An 18323-nucleotide genomic window follows, 5' to 3' on the forward strand; every position below is an offset into this window, starting at 1 on the left:
CCGCCGCGCCGATCGGCGAAGGTCCGGTGATCGCCTATTCGGCGGCACCGTCCGCCGGGCCCTCGCCCGGGTGCATCGGGAAGCCCTTGAGACCGCGCCAGGCCAGGCTGGCGACCAGCTTGACCGCCGCGTCGCGGGGGATCTCCAGGTTCTGCGAGAGCCAGTACCTGGCGGTGATCTGGGCCAGGCCGCAGACGCCGACGGCGAGCAGCTTGGACTCCGCGTCCGGCAGGTCGGTGTCCTCGGCGATGACCTGGCTGACCAGCGTGGCGCTGGCGTCGGCGGCCCGCTCCACCCGCTCGCGGACGGCGGGCTCGTTGGTCAGGTCCGACTCGAAGACCAGGCGGAAGGCGCCGGACTCGCTGGAGACGTAGTTGAAGTACGCCTCCATGGTCGCGGCGACCCGCAGCTTGTTGTCGGTGGTGGTGGTCAGCGCCTCGCGGGTGGACTCCACCAGGGCGTCGCAGTGCTTGTCGAGCAGCGCGAGGTAGAGCTCCAACTTGCCGGGGAAGTGTTGGTAGAGCACCGGCTTGCTGACCCCGGCGCGGTCGGCGATGTCGTCCATCGCAGCGGCGTGGTAGCCCTGCGCGACGAACACCTCCTGTGCGGCGCCGAGCAGTTGTTCACGGCGGGCGCTGCGCGGCAGGCGGGCACCGCGCGGGCGCTCCTGCGCCTCCTGGACGGCCGTCACGGGCGCTCCTCACTTCACGGTCTGCGGCAGCGCCCCTGGGACGGGTGTGCCGGGTATTGCTGGCAAGGTGACTGATTCTACTTTTCGGTAACCCGATCCGCGCCGGGCGAACGCGAGAAATGCGCCCGGACCCCCTTGTCGGAAGCACACAATACGGGGCCCGCCTGCGCTGTCCAGGGGGTGAGACGTCGTGGAGGCTGGGACGGATCCGCCGTGCTCACTACGATCGTGCCCCATGAGCACTGAGCAGCGGGTGATGGCCGACGGACTGGGGCCGGAGCGGACCGTGGCGGTCCCCGGGGCGGTACTGGCGGTGCGCGGTCCCGCCGCGGCCGACGACGGACTGCCGCCCGCGCTGTTCGTGCACGGGCTCGGCGGCTCGGGGGAGAACTGGACCGAGCTGGTCGCCGAGCTCTCCGGTGACCTCTCGGCCGAGACGGTCGACCTGCCCGGCTGCGGGTGGTCGGCCCCGCCCGAGGACGGCAACTTCTCGCTCTCCGGGCACGTCCGGGCCGTGATCGGGTACCTGGAGGCGGCGGGCCGGGGCCCGGTGCACCTGTTCGGCAACTCGCTCGGCGGCGCCGTGGCGGTCCGGCTGGCCGCGCTCCGGCCCGACCTGGTGCGCAGCCTGACCCTGATCTCGCCCGCCCTGCCCGAGCTGCCGCCGCAGCGCACCGCCTGGCCGACCGGCCTGCTCGCCGTCCCCGGCGTCCCCTCGCTGCTGCGCCGGACCCGCCCGGGCGGTGATGTCGAGCAGGCCATAAGGGACCTGCTGGCGCTGGTCTACGGCGACCCGGCCGCGGTGCGGCCGGCCCAGTGGGAGCGGGCGGTGGCCGAGTACCGGCGCCGGTCCGGGCTGCCGTACTCGCTGGCGGCACTGGCCGGCTCGGCGCGCGGGATCGTCTCGGCGTACACCGAGCGCGGCGAGCAGTCGCTCTGGCGGCAGGCGGGGCAGGTGAAGGCGCCGGTGCTGCTGGTGTACGGGCTGCGCGACAAGCTGGTCTCGTACCGCTCCGCCCGGCGGGCCTGCGCGGCGTTCGCGGACGCCCGGCTGCTGGTGCTGCCGGAGGCGGGGCACGTGGCGATGCTGGAGCACCCGGAGCTGGTGGCGCGCTCGGTGCGGGAGCTGCTGGCGGAGAGCCTGCGATCGGTCTAGAACGGCCCACTCCGGCCGAGGTCACGCCCTTTCACTCGTTCAGGTGGCAGCCAGGCAAGTGACCGAGGGGTCGTCAGCGTTTCGTTCTACCTTCGTGGTGTCGGACCGAACAGGTGTGGGGGAGCAGCAGGCGTCAGCGGCTGCGCAGGGTCGAGCGGTGCGGAGTCGCCCGCCGGGAGCCCGTTCTGAGTACCGGTACGTCGGCTGAGGCCGAGGCGTCACCGCACCCCGGTCAATCGAACCGCTCTGCCTGGAGGTCGTCGTGCGCATTGCTCTGCTCACCGAGGGTGCCGGGTCCCATGCCCAGCGTGCCGGCAGCTGGTGCGGGCGGCTGGTCGAGGGGCTGCCCGAGCACGAGTTCCGGCTCTACCTGCTGGGCGGTGCGGGGCAGCCGGCCGAGGGCCGGCTGCCGGTGGCGGAGCTGCCGCTGTGGGGGCGGCGGCCGAAGGGCCGGGGGCCGGCGCTGCACCGGAGACGCTCCTACCTGCAGGCGTACCGGTCGCTGATCGGATCACTGGTGATACCCGGCGAGCGGGAGTCCTTCGGCCCCGCGCTCTACCGGCTGGCCGCGCTCGGCCGGGAGGACAGGGCGCTGCCCGCCTTCCTGGCCTCGGGGCCGGCCCAGCGGGTGCTGGAGCAGGTCTGGCGCTCGCCCGGGGCCGAGACCTCGGCCGGCCAGCCCCAGGTCAGGGACGTCCTGGTGGCCGCCGACCTGTTGGAGCAGTGCCTGCGGCCGCTCTCCGCGCCCTGGTACGGCACCGGGGAGGGCGGGCTCGGCTCGGCCGACCTGTGCCACGTGGTGGGCGGCGGCCCGGCCGCGCTGCCCGCGCTGGTCGCCAAGCAGCTGCACGGGGTCCCGTTCGTGATCACCGAGCACGGCCTGCACCTGCGCGAGCAGTACCGCAGCTACCGCACCGCGCCGTACCGCTGGCCGGTCCGCGCGCTGCTGATCGGCTTCTTCCGGCTGCTCACCGAGGAGACCTACCGGCAGGCCGCCGTGCTCACCCCGGGCAGCGGCTACGACCGGCACTGGCAGGAGCGCTGCGGGGCCGACCCGGCCCGGATCAGGGTGGTGCACGAGGGCACCCCGGCGGTGGCCAGGGCGGCGGCCGGGCCGGAGCCGGACGGGCCGGTGCTGGTCTGGGCCGGGGCGCTGGAGCCCGGGCGCGACCCGGCGCTGATGCTGCATGCCTTCGCCCGGGTCAGGGCCGAGCTGCCCGGTGCCCGGCTGCGGATGTACGGCGAGGAGGGCGCACCCGGCTTCCTTGCGCACTGCCGGGAGATAGCCGGGCGGCTGGGTGTCGACGCGGCGGTGAGCTTCGAGGGCCGTCCCGAGGGCGGCCCGGCCGAGGCCTGGGCGGCGGGCAGCGTGGTGGTGTTCTCCGCGCTCGCCCAGCGCAGCCCGCGCCTGCTGGCGGATGCGATGCTGAGCGGCCGCGCGGTGGTGGCGACCGAGGTCGGGGTGGCCCGCGAGGTGGTCGGGCCGACCGGCCTGCTGGTCCCGCCGCGCGACCCCCGGGCGCTGGCCACCGCCTGCCTGGCCCTGCTCGGCGACGAGGAGCGGCGGGCCAGGCTCGGGCTGGCCGGGCGGCTGCGGGCGCAGGAGCGGTTCGCGGTGGAGCCGGTGGTGACGGCCTTCCGGGAGATCTACCTGGAGCTGGTCTCCCGCTGGCCCGCCTTCCCCACCGCGGCCAAGGCGGCGGCGCGCCCGTTCGCCCGGCCCGCCGAGTACTGGGTGGCCGGTCCGGCCGGTGCCGAGCCCGTGGCAGAGGCCGTCTGATGACCGGGCGGGAGGTCGCGGACCCGGTCCGGGAGCTGATGGAGCGTCATCGTGCCTCGTGCGAGCAGGCCGTGGACGCGCTGGAGCTGGCCGCCGCCCTGGAGGACGCCGGGATCGGCTCCGCCGAGGCGGCCCGCTACCGGCACGCCGACGTGTTCTCGCTCGCCGAGGAGCTGTACGCCCGGGTCCCGCGCCGCCCGCCCGCCGCCCTGCCGTCCGAGCCGCCGGTCCGCTGGCGGAGCCGGTCCTGGGCAGCCCTGCGCAGCGCCGTCCGGCACGGCCTGCCGGCGGCGGCGCTGGCCGGCGGGGTCGCGGTGCTGCCCGGTGCCCGGGTGCCGCTGGCCGTGTTCTGCGGCGGCTGGCTGGCCTGGGCCGCCGCCCGGCCGCTGACCCGTCCCGCCCATCCGGTTCGTGCCGCTGCCGCCGAGCCAGGCGGAACGGTCCTGCACCGGGCCGGGTACGGCGCCGGGGTGGCGCTGCTGGTGGTGCTGCCGGTGGCGTCCGGCGGCCCGGCCGGCGCGGTGCTGGGCGTGGCCGCCGCGACGGCCGTCGGCGCGGCGGAGTGGGCGGCCGACTGGCTGCGCCGGGTGGGCTGGGGCCATCTCGGCGCGGCCCGCACGATGGCGGACTTCCGGAGCCGGATGCGTCCGGCGCTGCCGGTGGCGTCCGGCCTGCACCTGCTGGCGACGGCCGGGCTCGGCCTGACCGGGCTGGTGCTGCTCACCGCGGTCGGCCCCCGCCCCGGTGGCGGCCTGCTGTACGAGGCCGTGCACCGGGCCACCGGTCCGCAGTGGGCCGGTCAGGCTGCCCTCGGCCTGCTGCTGCTCCCGGCCGCGGTGCTGCTGCGCTGCGGCCGGGCGGCCCCGGCCGCGGCCGGCCTGCTGGCGGCCGGAGCGGCCGGGGCGCTGCTGACGGCGGCCCGGTACCGGCCGGAGACCGCCCAACTGCTGGCCTGCGGTCCGGCGGCGGCCCTGCTGCTGCCGTACGCCTGGCTGGTCCTCGGCCGGCCCGGCGCGCACCGGCGCGTCTAGTCCCCACCGATCTCCGCACCAAACCGATCCCTGTACGAATCTCTTGGAAGGACACCCCCTGATGAGGGTGCTGCTGCTGGGCGCCGACGGCTTCATCGGCCGTCGGGTCGCCGAACGACTGCTGGTCGAACCGGAGCTCCAGGTCACCGTGCTCGGCCGACGCGATTCGGCCGACATCCGCTTCGACCTGACGGCGGGCAGCCCCGGCGCGCTGGCCCGGTTCCTGGACGCGGTCGCCCCGCAGGCGGTGATCAACTGCGCCGGGGCGACATACGGCAGCTCGCGCGCCCTGATCAGGTCGAACACGCTGGCGGTGGCCACGGTCTGCGAGGCGATCCGGCGCAGCCGGGAGCCGGCCAGGCTGGTGCACGTCGGCTCGGCCGCCGAGTACGGGCCGATGCCGGCCGGGGTGCCGGTGCCGGAGACGGCGGAGCCCAGGCCCGCCGGTCCGTACGGGGTGTCCAAGCTGGCCGGGACGGAGCTGGTGCTGGCCTCCGGGCTGGACGCGGCGGTGCTGCGGGTCTTCGACGTGGTCGGGCCAGGCTCGCCCGCGGCCTCGCTGTTCGGTCGGCTGGCGGAGGGGCTGCGCCGGGCGCTGGAGCAGGAGGAGCACCAGGTGCGGATGCCGGACCTGTCCGGCTACCGGGATTTCGTGGACGTCCGGGACGTCGCCCGGGCGATCCAGTCGGCCGCGGTCTCGGCGGCCACCGGCGTGATCAACATCGGCAGCGGCCACGCCGTCCGGGCCAGGGACGCGGCGCAGCTGCTGGTGCGGGCGGCCGGGTTCGAGGGCTCGATCGTCGAGGACGGCCGGGGGGCGGCGCTGCCCGTGCAGCCGGGGCCCGAGCACCACCACCCGCCGCAGTACCCGCCGCACCGTCCGGCCGCCGAGCCGGTGCAGTGGCGGCAGGCCGACGTCCGGACGGCGCGGGACCGTCTCGGCTGGCGGACACAGGTGCCGCTGGAGGAGTCGCTGGGGGACATCTGGCTGGAGACGGCCTGTCGGGTCTGAGCCCCGCCACCAGGGGAGTTGGGCCGATCGGCGCGGTCCCAGCATCCGGTGACGACCGTCTCACCCATCGGACCTGCTGTCTCGGAATACCCCGACCGAGTGACACTGTTGCCGTATCAGAGTCACCGATGGTGGCTCATGCCAAGCCCCGAACTGACGACCATCGGAGTCCCCGTGTCGCTGCCACCCCTGGTCGAGCCGGCCGCCGAGCTCACCGTTGACGAGGTCCGCCGGTACTCCCGCCACCTGATCATCCCCGATGTCGGGATGGCCGGGCAGAAGCGGCTGAAGAACGCCAAGGTGCTCTGTGTGGGCGCCGGCGGCCTCGGCTCGCCCGCCCTGATGTACCTGGCGGCGGCGGGTGTCGGCACGCTCGGCATCGTCGAGTTCGACACCGTCGACGAGTCGAACCTGCAGCGGCAGATCATCCACGGCCAGTCGGACATCGGTCGCTCCAAGGGCGAGTCGGCGCGCGAGTCGGTCCAGGAGATCAACCCGTACGTCAACGTGATCCTGCACGAGGAGCGCCTCGACAACGACAACGTGATGGAGATCTTCTCCGGCTACGACCTGATCGTCGACGGCACCGACAACTTCGCCACCCGGTACCTGGTGAACGACGCCGCGGTGCTGCTCGGCAAGCCGTACGTCTGGGGCTCGATCTACCGCTTCGACGGCCAGGCCAGCGTGTTCTGGGCCGAGCACGGCCCGTGCTACCGCTGCCTCTACCCGGAGGCCCCGCCGGCCGGCATGGTCCCGTCCTGCGCCGAGGGCGGCGTGCTGGGCGTGCTCTGCGCGTCGATCGGGTCGATCCAGGTCACCGAGGCGATCAAGCTGCTGGCCGGGGTCGGCGAGCCGCTGGTGGGCCGTCTGATGATCTACGACGCGCTGGAGATGAACTACCGCCAGGTCAAGATCCGCAAGGACCCGAACTGCGCGCTCTGCGGTGACAACCCGACCGTCACCGAGCTGATCGACTACGAGGCCTTCTGCGGCGTCGTGTCGGAGGAGGCCCAGGTCGCGGCTGCGGGCTCGACCATCACCTCCAAGCAGCTCAAGGCGTGGCAGGACGACAACGAGGACATCTTCCTCGTCGACGTCCGCGAGCCCGGCGAGTACGAGATCGTCAGCATCCCGGGCGCCGTGCTGATCCCGAAGAACGAGTTCCTGATGGGGAACGCGCTGGAGACGCTGCCGCAGGACAAGAAGATCGTGCTGCACTGCAAGTCGGGCGTCCGCTCGGCCGAGGTGCTGGCCGTGCTCAAGTCCGCGGGCTTCTCCGACGCCGTCCACCTCGGTGGCGGCGTGCTCGGCTGGGTGAACCAGATCGAGCCGCACAAGCCGTCCTACTAGGACGCCGACGCCGAAGGGGCGCAGGGCCAGTGGCCCTGCGCCCCTTCGGCGTTCGCGTCGGTTTCCGTTACAGCGCGCCCCGGCGCTGCAGGATGTTGTAGCAGAACCAGCCGGGGACGACCGGCAGCCAGAAGGTCAGCGCCCGGTACAGGAAGACCGCCGGGGTGGCGATCGAGGTCGGGACGCCGGCCGCGAGCAGGGCGCCGATCAGGGCGATCTCGACCGCGCCGATGCCGCCGGGGGTGGGGATCGCCGAGCCCGCCGCGTTGGCGGTCAGGAAGACCACCGCGACGGCGGAGAAGCTCATCGAGTACCCGAAGGCCCGGATCGAGGCGTCCAGGCAGGCGGTGAAGCTCACGGTCAGCAGCAGGATGCCGCCGAAGCCGGTGAGCAGCTTCCTGGGGGTCTGCATCAGGTCGAGCATCCGGGGCACCACGCCGAAGAACAGCGAGCGCACCCGGGTCACCACGAACCGCCGCAGCGGCGCCACCGCCGCGATCACCAGGCAGAGCACCGCCGCGGTCAGGATCGCGATGATCACCGCCTTGTCGGTGCCCTCCCCGCCCTGCTTCTGACTGCCCGTCACCAGGCCGAAGATGAACAGCAGCAGCAGGTGCCCGGCCAGGCCGGCCAGCTGGGAGGCGCCGACGCTGGCCACCGCAGGGCCGGAGCGGATGCCCGACTTCTGCAGGTACCGGGTGTTCAGCGCGATGCCGCCGATGGCGGCGGGCGCGACCAGCTTCACGAACGAGCCGGCGATCTGGGCCGCCACCGTCCGCCGGAACGGCAGCCGCTCCGGCACGAAACCGGTCAGGCTCATCGAGGCCGCCACGTAGGTGGCCGCGGCGGCGGCCAGGGCGGCGGCCGCCCAGGCCAGGTTCATCTGGTCCAGTTTGAACTGCTCGGGCTTGACCGTGGTCAGCGCGAAGTACGCGGCGAAGGCCAGCGCCACCACGGTGATCACGGTCTTCGGCTTGAGCCGCTCGATCTTCTCCGGTGCCAGCGGGGCCTCCGGGACGACCTGGAGGATCTGGCTGCGGATCCGGCTGAGCAGGTCCTCGCTGGCCGCCGCGATGTCCTCCTCGGCCTGCTGCTGGGTCCGCTCGCCGGCCGCGACCTGCTCCAGCGCCAGTGCCTGCGCGGCGGACTTGCGCTCCTTGTTCAGCCGGGCCAGGTCGATCCGGGTGGACCGGCTCAGCCCGACCGGCTGGAGCAGCGGCAGCGCCGCCGCGACCCGGTCCGCGCCGAGCGCTCCGTTGGCGACCACCACCGCGCGCTCCGGGCCGATCCGCAGCGCGAAGGTGGTGAGCAGCTGGGCGACGTCGATCCGCAGCGTCAGGTCGCCCGCCGCGATGTCGCCGCCGGAGAGGTTGACCAGGTACCCGGTCTTCTCGTCCACCACCAGCAGGGACTCGCCGGTCAGGCGGCGGTGCGCGATCCGGCGTTCGTGCAGGGCGTCGACGGCCTCCCAGAGCGAGGCCATCACCTGGTCGGTGACCTCCGCGTCGGCCAGCTCGTCCAGCGGACGGCCGGTCAGCTTCTCGTACACCAGGATGGCGGCGTCCGGGCCGAGTTCCGAGGTGGCCACCAGCTGCGGGGCGCGGGCGCCGGAGGCGGTGGCCGCGTACGCGATCAGGGCCTCCTGCTCCAGCGCCTGGCGCAGCGACTGGGGGCTGCGCCGGACCGCGACCGAGCGCAGTCTGACCCGGCGCCAGGCGCGGTAGAAGAAGCCGGAGGCCTGCTGCTCGCGGTCGATGATGTGCACGTCCAGCGGGGGGCCGGAGTGCTGCTCGACGTAGTAGCGCCGGGTGCCGCCGGGGGCGTCCGGGGCGCGGTGCGCGCCGGCCGGGGCGAAGCCGACCTTGCGCAGGCCGATCATCAGGTGCTGCCCGGTCGGGCGGATGTTGGGGGAGCCGATCGCGTACAGCGTGGCGTAGGCGACCGACCAGCCGATCAGCACGGTCAGGATCAGCGAGAGCAGGGTGGTGTAGCCGCTGATCAGCTCGGTCAGACCGCTGAGCACCACGACCGACCAGAGCGCGACCCGCCAGCGCGGGCGGCTCGACATGCCGACCGCCGTCATATAGGCGATCACCGGCGCGAGGTAGCCGTGCACCGGGTCGGTGAGCACCTGGCTGCCGCTCGGCTGCAGCTGGGTCAGCGCCTGCCGGACGGTCTCGGGGGCGCCCGCGGCGACCCACCAGTCCACGCCGAGCGAGGCCCCGTACGCCAGCACCGAGGCGAGCACGCCGTCGGCGACCCGCAGGCCGTCCCGCTTGATCAGCCGCTCGACCGCGAAGGAGAGCGGGACGGCCAGCACCGCGATGCTGGACGCCAGCCCGGCGACGGTGGTCAGCCAGCCCGGGATGCGGTGCGCGTTGACCGCGATGTCGTGTTCCAGGCCCGAGGTGGTGGAGACCGCGAAGCGGGCCACCAGGAAGAGGGCCACTATGCCGGAGAGCCCCGCCAGGAAGCGGATCAGGTCCGACGGGCGGTGCGCCCGGGCCGCGAGCAGCGGCTCGTCCACGGCGAGGTTGTCGCCGCTCGGTGGCTCGTCGGCCACTCCTTCTTCCCCCTTGGTCAGCGACGGCGGCGGCGGTACGGGAGATGCGGTGGCGGGCCCCTGCGGGCCCTCGTCCACGTCCACTTCTACCGTCCCGGTCATCTGGTCTTGTCCTCGTATCACCACTCACCGCCCCGAAGATGGTGGCACGCCGGGTCGGCCCGTGCCGGACAGGGGCCACATCGGGCGCGCCGAATCCCTCCCTGGGGGTGGCCCGATCGACCGGATGGTGCCGGAGATCGCCCGGCTTTGGCAGGATGCCGGGGTGACGAACAGTGAGCCGGGGGACGAGCTGCCCGCGTACGCCGAGTCGGTGCTCGACCTGACCGAGCGCATTCCGCCCGGCCAGGTGATGACGTACGGCGACGTCGCCGAGTACCTCGGCCGGGGCGGACCCCGGCAGGTAGGCCGGGTGATGGCGCTGTACGGGTCGGGGGTGCCCTGGTGGCGGGTGGTGCGGGCGGACGGGCGGCCGCTGCCCGGCCACGAGCACCGGGCGCTGCCCGAGTACCGGTCCGAGGGCACGCCGCTCCGGCTGGTCGGCGGCGAGCCCCGGGTCGACCTCCGGCTGGCCCGGTGGGACGGGACCGGAGCGGGGCAGCCGCGCGGGTAGGCTCGTCCGGGTGTCGTCCCCGTTCCGACTGGTCCGCAGTCCGCTCGCGCAGCCGGCCCCGCCCGTGCTGGACGAGTACCAGCGGGCCGTGGCCGAGCACACCGACGGGCCGCTGCTGGTGCTCGCGGGGCCGGGGACGGGCAAGACCACCACACTGGTGGAGTCGGTGGTCCGGCGGATCGAGCGCGGCACCGACCCGGAACGCATCCTGGTGCTCACCTTCAGCCGCAAGGCCGCGATGGAGCTGCGGGACCGGATGACCACCCGGCTGGGCACCGGCTCGGCCACGCCGCAGGCCACCACCTTCCACTCCTTCTGCTACGCCCTGCTCCGAGCCGAGCAGGAGCCCGCCGCGTACGGCGAACCGCTGCGGCTGCTGTCCGGGCCGGAGCAGGACGTGATGGTCCGCGAGCTGCTGGCCGGGCACGCCGAGGACGCCAGGGACGGCGCCGGCGGCATCCCCTGGCCGCTCGACCTGCGGGCCTGCCTGACCACCCGCGGTTTCGCCGACGAGGTCCGCGCGGTGCTCGCCCGCAGCCGGGAGCTCGGCCTCGGCGGCCAGGAGCTGACCCGGTTCGCCGCCGGGGTGCAGCGCCCCGACTGGGCCGCCGCCGCGCACTTCCTGGCCGACTACCTGGACGTGCTCGACCTGCGCGGCGTGCTCGACTACGCCGAACTCGTCCACCGCGCCGTGCTGCTGGCGGAGCGCCCCGAGGTCGGCGACCGGCTGCGGGCCCGCTACGACGTGGTCTTCGTCGACGAGTACCAGGACACCGACCCGTCCCAGGTCCGGCTGCTGCGCCAACTCGCGGGCGGCGGGCGGGACCTGGTCGCGGTCGGCGACCCGGACCAGTCGATCTACGCCTTCCGGGGCGCCGACATCAACGGCATCCTCGACTTCCCGGACGCCTTCCCGAAGGCCGACGGCCGCCACGGCGAGGTCAAGGTGCTCCGGGTCTCCCGCCGCTCCGGCGCGGTCCTGCTGGCCGCCGCCCGGGAGCTCACCCGGCGGATGCCGATGGGCCGGCTGCCCGCCGAGAAGCTGGCCCAGCACCGCGCCCTGCTGCCCTCCCGCGAGGGCGGCCGGGTCGAGGTGTACACCTATCCGACCCCGGGCGCCGAGCTGGACTCGGTCGCCGACCTGCTGCGCCGCGCCCACCTGGAGGACGGCGTGCCGTGGGGCGAGATGGCGGTGCTGGTCCGGGCCGGCGGCCGGTCCATCCCCGGCGTGCGGCGGGCGCTGAGCGCGGCCGGGGTGCCGCTGGAGATCGACGGCGACGACCTGCCGCTCCGTGAGGAGCCGGCCGTGGTCCCGCTGCTGACGGCCCTCCGGGTCTGCGCCCACCCCGCCGAGCTCTGCACCGCCGAACAGGCCCACACCCTGCTCACCGGACCGCTCGGCGGCCTGGACGGCTCCGACCTGCGCCGGCTCGGCCGGGCCCTGCGGGAGGAGGAGCGCCAGGCCCTGCGCGGCGCCGAGGAGCCCGCCGTGGTGCGCCCGGCCGAGGAGCTGATCCGGGAGGCGCTGGCCGAGCCCGACCGGCTGGTGGCGATGGAGCCCGGCTACGCCCGGCGGGCCCGCGAGCTCGGCGTGCTGCTGCGCAAGGTCCGCGAGCAGCTGGCTGGCGGCGGCGGGGCCGAGGCCGCGCTCTGGGAGCTCTGGGACGGCAGCCGCCGCTGGCGCGAGCGGCTGGAGCGGGCCGCCCTGCGCGGCGGCGCGGCCGGCCGCAACGCCGACCGGGACCTGGACGCGCTCTGCGCCCTGTTCGAGACCGCCGCCCGGGCCGAGGAGCAGGTGGCCGGGCACCGGGGCGCCCAGGAGCTGCTGGCCGAGCTGGAGGCCCAGGACATCGCCGCCGACACGCTGGCCGTCCGGACCGTCCGCCCGGAGGCCGTCCGGCTGATGACGGCGCACCGGTCCAAGGGGCTGGAGTGGCGGTTGGTCGTGGTGGCGGGCGTGCAGGACGGGCTCTGGCCCGACCTGCGGCGCCGCGGCTCGCTGCTGGAGGCGGACCGGATCGGCCGGGACGGCCTGGCCGAGCCGCTCTCCCCGGCGGCCCTGCTGGGCGAGGAGCGGCGCCTTTTCTACACCGCCGTCACGCGCGCCAAGGACCGGCTGATCGTCACCGCGGTGAAGGCGCCCGCCGAGGACGGCGACGAGCCGTCCCGGTTCCTGCGCGAGCTGTACCGGGAGGAGCTCGACCCGAGGACCGGCCGGGTGCTGCGCCGGACCCCGCAGGTGACGGTCGAGGATGTGACGCACCGTCCGAAGCGGCCGCTGGCCGTCTCCGCGCTGGTCGCCGAGCTGCGGGCGGTGACGGTCGACCCGGCCCGCCCGCCCGAGCTCCGGCGGGCCGCCGCCGAGCGGCTGGCCCTGCTGGCCGGGGCCGCCGACGAGGACGGCGCCCCGCTGGTGCCCGCCGCCCACCCCGACCGGTGGTGGGGGCTGGTGGACCGGACCGAGTCGGTCGAGCCGCTGCGGGACGCGGCGGAGCCGGTGCGGCTGTCCGGGAGCGGGCTGGAGCAGCTGGAGGGCTGTTCGCTCCAGTGGTTCCTGGAGAAGGACGTCAAGGCGGGGACGACCACCACGGCGGCGCAGGGCTTCGGCAACGTGGTGCACGCGCTGGCCGACGAGGTCGGCTCCGGGCGGACCCCGGCGGACCTCGCGGTGCTGATGGAGCGGCTGGACACGGTCTGGGACGCGCTGGCCTTCGACGCACCGTGGAAGTCCCAGCAGGAGAAGGAGCAGGCCAGGGCGGCGCTGGAGCGGTTCCTGCACTGGCACGTGCTGGAGCGGGGCCGCAGCACGGTGGCCACCGAGCACGGCTTCGACCTCACCCTGCCGGTCGGCGACATCGCGGTCCGGATCCGGGGCTCGATGGACCGGGTCGAACGGGACGAGGCCGGCCGGGCGTACGTGGTCGACTTCAAGACCGGCAAGCAACTGCCGACCGAGAAGTCGCTGCCCGAGCACAAGCAGCTGGCGGTCTACCAGCTCGCCGCCCGGGCCGGGGCGCTCGACGGCCTGCCGGGGTTCGAGCAGCAGCCGGTCGAGGTGGGCGGCGCGGAGCTGGTCCACCTGCGGGCGGAGGCCTCCAAGGCGGCGCCGGACGCACCCAAGGTGCAGCACCAGGGGCCGCCGGAGGAGCCCTGGGTGGAGAACCTGCTCGCGGACACGGCGGGGAAGGTGCTGGCGGAACGCTTCACGCCGTCCGCCGGGGAGTCGTGCGCCCGCTGCGCCTTCCGCAGCAGCTGCACCGCCCAGCGGGACGGCCGCCAGCTGCTGGACTGAGCCCCGGGCCCGTGGTGGTTAGGGTTGGCGGATGCGACCAGTGCTCAGTGACCCGGAACAGCTCAAGGAGCTGCTGGGCGTCCCGTTCAACCGGGAGCAGATGGCCGCGATCGGGGCGCCGCTGGAGCCTGCGGTGATCGTGGCGGGGGCCGGGTCGGGGAAGACCACGGTGATGGCGGCCCGGGTGGTGTGGCTGGTCGGGTCGGGGGCGGTGCGGCCGGAGCAGGTGCTGGGGCTGACGTTCACCAACAAGGCGGCGGGCGAGCTGGCCGAGCGGGTCCGGGCGTCGCTGCTGCGGGCCGGCGTGGTGGACGACGTGCAGGAGTCGCTCGGCGAGCCGGAGATCTCGACGTACCACGCGTTCGCCGGGCGGCTGCTGAAGGAGCACGGTCTGCGGCTCGGCATCGAGCCCGACGTCCGGCTGCTCGCCGACGCGACCCGGTTCCAGCTGGCGGCCCGGGTGCTGCGCCACTCGCGCGGCCCGTACCCGTCGCTGACCGGTGCGTTCTCCGGTCTGGTCGCCGAGTTGATCGCGCTCGACTCCGAGCTGGCCGAGCACCTGGTGCAGCCGGCCCGGCTGCGCGCCTTCGACCGGGAGCTGCTCGATCTCGCCGCGGCCGCGAAGCTCGGCAACGACGACCTGCGGGCGATCCCGGTCACCGCGAAGGCCCGGCTGGAGCTGCTGGAGCTGGTGGAGGAGTACCGCCGCCGCAAGCAGTCCGCGAACCTGATGGACTTCGGCGACCAGATCGCCGCCTCGGCCCGGCTGGCCCAGGAGCGGCCGGAGGTCGGGGCGCTGCTGCGGGAGCAGTTCGAGGTGGTGCTGCTGGACGAGTACCAGGACACCTCGGTGGCCCAACGGCTGATGCTGGCAGGGCTGTTCGGCTCCGGCAGCGGACATCCGGTGACGGCGGTCGGCGACCCGTGCCAGGCGATCTACGGCTGGCGCGGCGCCTCGGTGGCCAACCTGGACGACTTCCCCCGGCACTTCCCGCGCCGCTCCGGCGCGCCCGCGCACCGGTACTCGCTCAGCGAGAACCGGCGCAGCGGCGGCCGTCTGCTCGCCTTCGCCAACCAACTGGCCGCCCCGCTGCGGGAGATGCACGCGGGCGTGGAGGCGCTGCGGCCCGCCCCGGGGGCCGAGCAGGACGGCTTCGTCCGCTGCGCGCTGCTGCCGACCCATGCCGAGGAGGTGGAGTGGCTGGCCGACCGGATCGCCCACCTCACCGCCACCGGCACCGCGCCGGGACGGATCGCGGTGCTCTGCCGGAGCGGCTCGGCCTTCCCGGACATCCACGCCGCCCTGGTCGCCCGGGAGGTGCCGGTCGAGGTGGTCGGGCTCGGTGGGCTGCTCCAACTCCCCGAGGTGGCCGACCTGGTGGCGGTCTGCGAGGTGCTCCAGGACCCGACCGCGAACGCCTCGCTGGTCCGACTGCTGATCGGTCCGCGCTGGCGGATCGGCCCGCGCGACCTGGCCCTGCTCGGCCGCCGGGCCGCCGCCCTGGTCCGGACCGGCCGGTCCGAGGGGACGGACGCGCTGGCGGCGGCGGTGGCGGAGACCGATCCGACCGAAGTCGTGTCACTGGCGGACGCGTTGGAGAGCTTCCTGGACGCCGAGCAGCCGGACGAGCTGCCGTTCTCGGCCGAGGCCCGGGTCCGGTTCGCCCATCTGGCCCGGGAGACCCGGGAGTTGCGCCGCTCGCTGGCCGAGCCGCTGATGGACGTGCTGCACCGGGTGCTGGCCGTGACCGGGCTGGAGATCGAACTCTCGGCCTCCCCGACCGCCTTGGCCGCCCGCCGCCGGGAGACCCTGCACGCCTTCCTGGACGTCGCGGCCGGCTTCGCCGACCTGGACGGCGACCCGGGCCTGTCCGCCTTCCTGGCCTTCCTGCGCGCCGCGCAGGAGTACGAGCGCGGTCTGGACAGCAGCCTGCCCGGCGGCGAGGACACCGTGAAGGTGCTCACCGCGCACAAGTCCAAGGGCCTGGAGTGGGACGTGGTGGCGGTGCCCGGCCTGGTCCGCGAGGCGTTCCCGAGCGCCAAGGGCCGGGAGCGCTGGACCAGCACCAAGAAGGTGCTGCCGCACGCGCTGCGCGGCGACGCCGCCACTCTGCCGGTGCTGGCGGAGCTGGCGCCGAAGGAGATGAAGGTGTTCAAGGCCGAGATGGCCGAGCACTCGAAGACCGAGGAGCTCCGGCTCGGCTACGTCGCCTTCACCCGCCCCCGGGAGCTGCTGCTCGCCTCCGGGCACTGGTGGGGGCCGAGCCAGAAGCGCCGCCGGGGCCCGTCCGAGTTCCTCACCGCGCTGGCCGAGCACGCCGGGCAGCCCGGCAACGGCGAGGTCGAGGTCTGGGCCGAGCCGCCGCTGCCGGACGCGGAGAACCCCGCGCTGGACACCTCGGTGGAGACCCCCTGGCCGCTGCCGCTCGACCCGGCCGCCCAGCTGGCCCGGCGCCGGGTGGCCGAGGTGGTGCACCGCCGGCTGGCGGGGGAGCCCGCCCCCGCACCGGAGCGGATGGCCCCGGAGTCGGAGCGTCAGGTCGCGTCCTGGGACCGCGATCTGACGGCCCTGCTGGGCGAGCTGGAGCGGTCCCGCCGGGCGGTCCGGGAGGTCCCGCTGCCCGCCTCGCTCTCCGCCACCCAACTGCTGCGGCTGGCCGCCGACCCGGACGGCTTCGCCCGGGAGCTGGCCCGCCCGATGCCGCGACCCCCGCAGCCCGCCGCCCGCCGGGGCACCCGCTTCCACGCCTGGGTGCAGGCCCGGATCGAACCGCTGCTGCTGGTCGAGCCGGATGCGCTGCCCGGCGTGGACGACGACGGGATCGAGGACGAGCACGACCTGGACCGGCTCAAGGAGGCGTTCCTGCGCAGCCCGTACGCCCGGCGGAAGCCGTACCGGGTGGAGGCGCCGTTCCAACTGGTGCTGGGGGGGCGGGTGGTGCGCGGCCGGATCGACGCGGTCTACCAGGAGGGTGACGGTGGCTCAGGGTCACCAGCAGCCCCCCGCTGGGAGGTGGTCGACTGGAAGACCCACCGGGAGGAGACCGCCGACCCGCTCCAGCTCGCGGTCTACCGGCTGGCCTGGGCCGAACTGATGGGCGTCGAGCCGGAGCAGGTCATCGCCTCGTTCCTGTACGTCCGCAGCGGCCGGATCGAAAGACCGACCGAACTTCCCGACCGAAAAGAGTTGACCCGGCTTCTGATCGGGAATGACTCAAGTTGAGTCACGCAGAGCATCCAATTCGTCACGGCATCGTGCGAAACCTGTGCGCTGTGCACTATTCGCGCCTATTGTGGGGTCGGTAACCGGTCACTCCCGTACTCCGGCCACCCGTCAGGGCTCCACGACCTGACCCTCTGTCATCACCGCAGGTGTCCCAGGCACCGGCCACCTTTCGCTGGAGAGACCGAAGTTGAGCGCGACCGGATGGATCAGAGACCGGCTCGCGGGGTCGCCCCCGGGGGCCGTTCCAGGCATGGTCACCGGCACCTGGCCGAAGACCTCGATGGCGCTGCCGTTCATCGGCATGCTGCTGGTGATCTCCCTCGACTACTTCAGCAACTCCGCGGTCACCGTCGAGCCGGCCCTGACCGCGGTGCCCGCGCTGGCCGCCGTGGTGAGCCGGCGGACCTGGTACCCGCTGCTGGTCGGCCTGTTCACCGAGGGCGCGTCCTTCCTGATGGCCGCCTACAACGACGTGCTCGGCCAGTCCGTGCACACCGCCACCGTCTTCGCGATCGCCCTGGTGGCCGCGATCGGCTGGGTCAGCGCCACCCTGAGGGTGCGTCAGGAGCAGGCCCTCGCCGACGCCCAGCTGGTCGCCGAGATCGCCCGCCGGGTGCTGCTGCGCTCCGTCCCCGACCGGGTCGGAAGCGTCCGGGCCGCCGTGCACTACGCCGCCGCCGCCGAGCACGCCTCGATCGGCGGTGACCTGTACGAGGTGGTCAACACCCGGCACGGCGTCCGCGCGGTGGTCGGCGACGTCCGGGGCAAGGGCCTGGCGGCGGTCGAGACCGCCGCCGCCGTGCTCGGGGCCTTCCGTGAGGCCGCCCACCAGGAGCCGGCGCTGGACCGGGTGGCCGGCTGGCTGGCCGTCAGCCTCGACCGGGCCCTGCACGAGAACGACCACCCCGGGGTGGAGGAGGAGTTCGTCACCCTGGTGCTGATCGGCGTCTGCCCCGACGGCACCGCCGAGATCGTCAACTGCGGCCACCCCGCCCCGCTGCTGCTCCGCACCGGCCAGGCCCCGCAGCCGCTGGAGCTGCCCGAGACGGTGCCGCCGCTCGGGGTGCTCGACCCGGCCGACGTCCGGCCGCCGGTGCAGCGGCTCCGGGTCGAGCCCGGCGACCGGGTGCTGCTCTACACCGACGGCGTGATCGAGGCCCGGGACCACCGGGGCGCCTTCTACCCGCTCGCCGAGCGACTGCCCTACTGCGCGGTCGGCGGGCCGGTCGAGGTGCTGCGGCGGCTCCACGACGACGTGGTCCGCCACGTCGGGCGCAAGCTCGGCGACGACGCGGCGATGCTGCTGCTCCAGTACGAGCCCGTCTTCCCGCAGCAGACCCAGCTGCGGTCCGCGGCCCGGGGGACGCCGGCGCCGCCCGCGGAGCCGGTCACCCGCACGTAGGGCCCGCCCAGGACCTAGGGCCTGTCGTCGAACCCCCGTCTGTGGGCCGCCGCCGGGGCACGCACCTCGCCGGCTTCTCGTCGGTCGCCGATGCTCCGCATGGACTCTCCCCCAGCCTTCGGCCGGGAGGGGCCCCGCCCCGCCTTCGACATCCCAGCCTTCGGCCGGGAGGGCCCCTCCTCGGCGCCGCCGAGGCACGCACCC

Annotated in this window: 11 protein-coding genes; 9 read left to right on the forward strand and 2 right to left on the reverse strand. The window is 74.6% G+C overall.

Features of this window, described 5'->3' with window-relative positions:
- Nucleotides 1-34: 34 nt before the first annotated feature.
- The gene (locus ABT118_RS11750; RefSeq protein ID WP_350660643.1) at nucleotides 35-691 is read right to left on the reverse strand and encodes a TetR/AcrR family transcriptional regulator; all 657 of its coding nucleotides are present in this window, start codon (nucleotides 689-691) and stop codon (nucleotides 35-37) included.
- A gap of 235 nt (nucleotides 692-926) precedes the next feature.
- Here ABT118_RS11750 and ABT118_RS11755 point away from each other — a divergent pair, with 235 nt between their 5' ends.
- From ABT118_RS11755 to moeZ, 5 genes are all read left to right on the forward strand, one after another.
- Nucleotides 927-1847, forward strand: coding sequence for an alpha/beta fold hydrolase (locus ABT118_RS11755; RefSeq protein ID WP_350660662.1), 921 nt, complete (start codon nucleotides 927-929; stop codon nucleotides 1845-1847).
- A 262-nt stretch (nucleotides 1848-2109) separates the two neighbouring features.
- A complete protein-coding gene (locus tag ABT118_RS11760; RefSeq protein ID WP_350660677.1) occupies nucleotides 2110-3627 on the forward strand; it encodes a DUF3492 domain-containing protein in 1518 nt (505 codons plus the stop codon).
- Entirely contained in the window at nucleotides 3627-4658 is a 1032-nt protein-coding gene (locus ABT118_RS11765) for a hypothetical protein (RefSeq protein ID WP_350660691.1), read from the forward strand. The genes ABT118_RS11760 and ABT118_RS11765 overlap by 1 nt, the downstream gene beginning before the upstream one ends.
- Before the next feature lie 61 nt (nucleotides 4659-4719).
- On the forward strand, nucleotides 4720-5670 hold the full coding sequence (locus ABT118_RS11770) for an NAD-dependent epimerase/dehydratase family protein (RefSeq protein WP_350660717.1): 951 nt from the start codon (nucleotides 4720-4722) through the stop codon (nucleotides 5668-5670).
- A gap of 174 nt (nucleotides 5671-5844) precedes the next feature.
- Nucleotides 5845-7023, forward strand: coding sequence for an adenylyltransferase/sulfurtransferase MoeZ (gene moeZ, locus ABT118_RS11775; protein ID WP_350660742.1), 1179 nt, complete (start codon nucleotides 5845-5847; stop codon nucleotides 7021-7023).
- Nucleotides 7024-7090: 67 nt separating this feature from the next.
- Here the strand turns inward: moeZ and ABT118_RS11780 are convergent, their stop codons facing one another.
- Nucleotides 7091-9688 (reverse strand): flippase-like domain-containing protein, encoded by a 2598-nt coding sequence (locus ABT118_RS11780; protein ID WP_350660765.1) that lies wholly within the window; start codon nucleotides 9686-9688, stop codon nucleotides 7091-7093.
- Between the two features lie 124 nt (nucleotides 9689-9812).
- Here ABT118_RS11780 and ABT118_RS11785 point away from each other — a divergent pair, with 124 nt between their 5' ends.
- The 4 genes from ABT118_RS11785 (at nucleotide 9813) to ABT118_RS11800 (ending at nucleotide 18119) form a co-directional block, all read left to right on the forward strand.
- Nucleotides 9813-10199 carry an MGMT family protein gene (locus ABT118_RS11785; protein WP_502884526.1) on the forward strand — a complete coding sequence of 129 codons (387 nt, stop codon included), beginning with the start codon at nucleotides 9813-9815 and terminating at the stop codon, nucleotides 10197-10199.
- 10 nt (nucleotides 10200-10209) lie between these two features.
- Complete coding sequence (locus ABT118_RS11790) at nucleotides 10210-13491, forward strand: ATP-dependent helicase (RefSeq protein ID WP_350660826.1); 3282 nt, start codon at nucleotides 10210-10212, stop codon at nucleotides 13489-13491.
- Between the two features lie 31 nt (nucleotides 13492-13522).
- Nucleotides 13523-16714: an ATP-dependent helicase gene (locus ABT118_RS11795; protein WP_350660866.1), complete on the forward strand. Its 3192-nt coding sequence runs from the start codon at nucleotides 13523-13525 to the stop codon at nucleotides 16712-16714.
- 253 nt (nucleotides 16715-16967) lie between these two features.
- Nucleotides 16968-18119 (forward strand): PP2C family protein-serine/threonine phosphatase, encoded by a 1152-nt coding sequence (locus ABT118_RS11800; RefSeq protein ID WP_350660882.1) that lies wholly within the window; start codon nucleotides 16968-16970, stop codon nucleotides 18117-18119.
- The last annotated feature ends 204 nt before the right edge of the window (nucleotides 18120-18323 follow it).

Origin of the sequence: Kitasatospora sp. NPDC002040 (assembly GCF_040296785.1) — a bacterium.
In the GTDB taxonomy this organism is placed as follows: Bacteria; Actinomycetota; Actinomycetes; order Streptomycetales; family Streptomycetaceae; genus Kitasatospora.

Bases quoted from the DNA above. Each gene is read 5' to 3' on its own strand.
- ABT118_RS11800 (WP_350660882.1), top strand. From the start codon at position 16,968: ATGGTCACCGGCACCTGGCCGAAGACCTCGATGGCGCTGCCGTTCATC.
- ABT118_RS11780 (WP_350660765.1), bottom strand. From the start codon at position 9,688: ATGACCGGGACGGTAGAAGTGGACGTGGACGAGGGCCCGCAGGGGCCC.
- ABT118_RS11770 (WP_350660717.1), top strand. From the start codon at position 4,720: ATGAGGGTGCTGCTGCTGGGCGCCGACGGCTTCATCGGCCGTCGGGTC.
- ABT118_RS11765 (WP_350660691.1), top strand. From the start codon at position 3,627: ATGACCGGGCGGGAGGTCGCGGACCCGGTCCGGGAGCTGATGGAGCGT.
- ABT118_RS11755 (WP_350660662.1), top strand. From the start codon at position 927: ATGAGCACTGAGCAGCGGGTGATGGCCGACGGACTGGGGCCGGAGCGG.
- ABT118_RS11795 (WP_350660866.1), top strand. From the start codon at position 13,523: ATGCGACCAGTGCTCAGTGACCCGGAACAGCTCAAGGAGCTGCTGGGC.
- ABT118_RS11785 (WP_502884526.1), top strand. From the start codon at position 9,813: ATGGTGCCGGAGATCGCCCGGCTTTGGCAGGATGCCGGGGTGACGAAC.